General features: G+C 53.5%; 1 pseudogene. It reads left to right on the forward strand.

Annotation, left to right across the window (positions count from 1 at the left end):
• Window positions 1-210 (forward strand): annotated as a pseudogene (locus tag ALO43_RS15670) (sodium-dependent transporter); the annotation flags it as partial.
• Window positions 211-228: the final 18 nt, after the last annotated feature.

Here is a 228-nt window from a genome sequence, read left to right on the forward strand (position 1 = left end):
GGAGTCATTGATTTCTTCACTTCGCGGATCATGTTGCCGCTGGGTGGGTTGTGTTTTGTGGTATTCGCTGGTTGGGTGATGAGCCGTGAGACGGTGCGTGACGAGTTGTCGATTCGCAGTCCATTGCTCTTCAACCTGACGTTCTTTTTGATGCGCTACGTGGCGCCGCTCGGCATTCTTGTGGTGTTTGCCGCTCAGCTCTGGAAATGACGCTCACATGACTACGCA

The sequence above is a fragment of the Pseudomonas tremae genome (assembly GCF_001401155.1).
Lineage (GTDB): Bacteria > Pseudomonadota > Gammaproteobacteria > Pseudomonadales > Pseudomonadaceae > Aquipseudomonas > Aquipseudomonas tremae.